Source organism: Alkalicoccobacillus porphyridii, assembly GCF_007293315.1.
GTDB classification, from domain to species: domain Bacteria; phylum Bacillota; class Bacilli; order Bacillales; family Bacillaceae_D; genus Alkalicoccobacillus; species Alkalicoccobacillus porphyridii.
In genome coordinates this window covers 1-3,407 of sequence record NZ_VLXZ01000028.1, presented here as the reverse complement: position 1 = coordinate 3,407, position 3,407 = coordinate 1, and the positions used below count along the sequence as shown (strand labels likewise).

The 3,407-nt window shown below is 43.4% G+C and carries 4 protein-coding genes; 2 read left to right on the top strand and 2 right to left on the bottom strand.

Going from position 1 to position 3,407, the window contains the following annotated elements:
• On the top strand, positions 1-209 hold a 209-nt coding region (locus tag FN960_RS23050; protein ID WP_221936821.1), incomplete at its 5' end, for a hypothetical protein.
• On the opposite strand, the gene FN960_RS20610 is transcribed toward FN960_RS23050, so the two are convergent.
• Positions 193-1,200, bottom strand: a complete 1,008-nt coding sequence (locus FN960_RS20610; RefSeq protein ID WP_143850753.1) for a LolA family protein — start codon at positions 1,198-1,200, stop codon at positions 193-195. The two genes, FN960_RS23050 and FN960_RS20610, sit on opposite strands and share 17 nt — an antisense overlap.
• A gap of 139 nt (positions 1,201-1,339) precedes the next feature.
• Positions 1,340-1,681 carry a holo-ACP synthase gene (gene acpS / locus FN960_RS20605; RefSeq protein ID WP_143850752.1) on the bottom strand — a complete coding sequence of 114 codons (342 nt, stop codon included), beginning with the start codon at positions 1,679-1,681 and terminating at the stop codon, positions 1,340-1,342.
• A gap of 55 nt (positions 1,682-1,736) precedes the next feature.
• Between acpS and FN960_RS20600 the strand changes: the two genes are divergently transcribed.
• A complete protein-coding gene (locus FN960_RS20600; RefSeq protein WP_143850751.1) occupies positions 1,737-2,489 on the top strand; it encodes a rhomboid family intramembrane serine protease in 753 nt (250 codons plus the stop codon).
• The last annotated feature ends 918 nt before the right edge of the window (positions 2,490-3,407 follow it).

Sequence of the window (3,407 nt, the reverse complement as noted above, 5' to 3'; positions counted from 1 at the left end):
CTCTCTTATCGGCGGGAGGAGCTCTTTATCGGCGCGGAGGACTCTCTTATCGGCGGGAGGAGCTCTTTATCGGCGCGGAGGACCAAGAACGAATCATGAGCCGACCTCTATCCATATGCTCAAAAACCAAAAAAGCATGGTGCGCAGGCACCATGCTTCATACTGTAGTCAAATTGACTGGCAGCATCGATATTATTTTTCTGTTGTAAGATACACGGAACGAGCGATATCTGCCATTTCGTCTGTTTCAAGATCCGATGAGGCTAAATAGAATTCCATTCCGTTGTTCGTCCACATGAGAGCGTCATTTGTTTGAACACCCACGGTAAAGCCTAAATCGACTGGCTGCCCCTCATACATATTAATTGAAGTGGAGGCAGGGACAACTTCTACTTGCTTCTGTATTAGTGTAAAGGACTTGTCACCTGTATATTGCTGTACAAAGCTAATACCTTCGTCTGTTTCCACCTCTTTAGATTGACCTGAGCTAGTGCCATCTGGAACATAGGATGGATAATAAATCGCCAATTCAGATGTCGGTTCACTCATTGTTGGCTCAGATAGCTGCGCGCCTGTCATATTATGGTCCATATCAAAGGCGTTGTCATCAAATGACGCATTCTTATCAAACTCTGAGAATGTTAACGATACGAGTGGAGATTGCTCCGCATCAAGGATTTCAACTTTTGCTGGAGTTAAATCTTTTTTGTTTAAGTAGATTTGCTGTTTATTTAAATTCTTGTTTTGGTAATTAGTTGCTGTTTCAAAGACATAATAGTTGTCGTCCTGGGAGAATGTTCTTTCTTGATCCGTCAGAATATCCGCAATTAATGACTCATACAAATAGCTTTGGCTTGTCGTCTTTGGCCAATCGCTTTGGAATCGGAAGCTCTTATTTAACGCAGGTGTTAACACAAAGACACCATCATCATTTCTCAGGATGATTTGGCTTTGGTCCTTTTCTTTATTATTCAGCATGACCCGGTAAAAGCCTTCCTTCTTATGCCATACCTCAACATCATATGTTTGCGGTTCGTTACCTGTCTCCAGCTGCATCGTCGCCTTTGTCTTATAGCCCGACAAATCCTCTAACGTTGTACCTAGATCTTCTAATACGTCCTCCTGTGATTTCTCGCCACACGCTGCCAATATCAAAGTCATTAGAAGTCCAACCATCAATAACCAGCTGACTCGTTTCATACCCTCACCCCTTCGTCTCATTTGCCGCTAATTAGAGACATCCCCGTCCAATTGACGAGCTGTTCCCCATCGCACTACAACTATATGAGACAACCTCGGTGAATATGCAGACGAGTCCTAAAGCTTGCTAGCCTCTTATTTAACCTTCTATAATTACCTGAGCAGTCGCATAGGCTTGACTATGGGAAATCGATACATGGATGATTCCAGAGGTAGGTCCAGTCATGATGGGTTTCCCATCTTTTTGGTTTAAAATCTCGATGTCTTTCCAGGAGATCCCCTTCTGCCCAACCGCTTTCACAAACGCTTCTTTTGCCGCAAATCGACCAGCTATAAACTCTATTTTCCGAGTTTGCGGTTTGGTCGCAGCTTTTTCACGTTCAGCAATCGTTAAGATACGCTCCTCAAATCGAGGATTTCGTTTCAGTGCTTTTTCAATTCTGCTAAGTTCAATAATATCAATACCAATACCCTGAATCATGTACACACCTCATCTAATCGTATATTATAAAATTGGTTACTTTAGGAGGTCACAAATGTTTATACGAAACGAAAGCTTCTATTCATTCAGAAAAAATTATCCCGTCATTACCACACTTGTAGCCATTCATCTGATCCTATTTTTATGGATGAATTTATTTCCATTTGGTGATTGGATTCGAGCCTTGGGGGTTGGGAGCAACTATCATGTACTTATGGGAGAGTATTGGAGGCTTGTCACTCCTATTTTTCTTCATGTCAGCTTAACTCATGTCGTGTTTAACTCATTTTCATTGGTGATTTTTGGTCCGGCCATCGAAAGAATTCTAGGCACAGTTAAGTTTTTGACCGTCTATCTTCTTACGGGAATTCTCGCCAACATTGCTACATTATTTTTGGGGGAAGTATATTATTTACACTTAGGAGCATCCGGCGCGATTTTTGGTGTCTTTGGTGTATTAGCTTATATGATTTGGGCGAGACGCGACCTCATCGATCGAGCCAACTCTCAGCTGGTCATAATCATCATCATTATTGCGTTAATTATGACGTTTGTAAACCCGGGCATTAATATCCTGGCCCACTTATTTGGCTTCATCGCTGGCATGGCCCTTGCCCCATTATTCCTAATAGGCGCCAAACCCTATACCCAGCGCCACTACACCCGCCCAGGCGATCAGGACGAACCAAGCTTCAATCCAAACCGCTGGGCCAATCAAGAGCAACGAAAGAAAAAGAAGAAACTCATGTGGATCATCATCGCTATCGTCGCAGTCACCCTCTTCGGCATACGTCATTTCGGAGGATAACCATTAAAAGCTCCTGTCTAAATGCAGGAGCTTTTTTATTATTTTTTGAAACGCGTGGACGAAAATGGAGGACCGACACCTGCGTGATGAAAAGGAGGTCACTAAAAAAATTATTTGAACTTAGCTCATTTGCGTCGCTACAGGAATCTCCATGGGTACGGCCTCAAGTAGGGCGCTACTTCTTCAATGTTGGTCTGCCACGTGCTGTCCCAGTGAAGCTTCGTTTTCTCCTTACGCGTACATTCCAATTTAAGTCGATTGGCTGCGCTTACTGGCTTCCGCGCACGCACTCCGCTTTTTCGCGCAGCACATTGTAATTTTTGCGCATTTTCGGTTTTATCGCGCACTGGCTTGATATTTCCGCGCATGACCCGATGTTTTTCGCGCATTTTAATTTTTTTCGCGCATCCCCTACCTATTTTCGCGCATTTTCCATCTGTGGAGTGGAGATGGTGGTGGATTGGCTATGCTTACCGACTTAAACGCACGTGGGTTTAGATATTCTTCCGGTGGATTTCTTGCTAAGAGCTCCTGCTTCTTGCTGTATCATCTGCTTCTCTTGGTATTCAGGATTTTTTTCTTGGTGCAGCTTTTGCTTCTTGCTATATCATCAGATTGTCTTGGTATTCGGGTCTTTTCTCTTGCTATGAGCTCTTGCTTCTTGCTAAATCACCTGCTTCTCTTGGTGTGCAGGCTTTTTCTCTTGCTATGAGCTCTTGCTTCTTGCTATATCATCAGCTTGTCTTGGTATTCTGGCCTTTTCTCTTGCTATGAGCTCCTGCTTCTTGCTATATCATCAGCTTGTCTTGGTATTCTGGCCTTTTCTCTTGCTATGAGCTCTTGCTTCTTGCTATATCATCAGCTTGTCTTGGTATTCTGGCCTTTTCTCTTGCTATGAGCTCCTGCTTCTTGCTATAT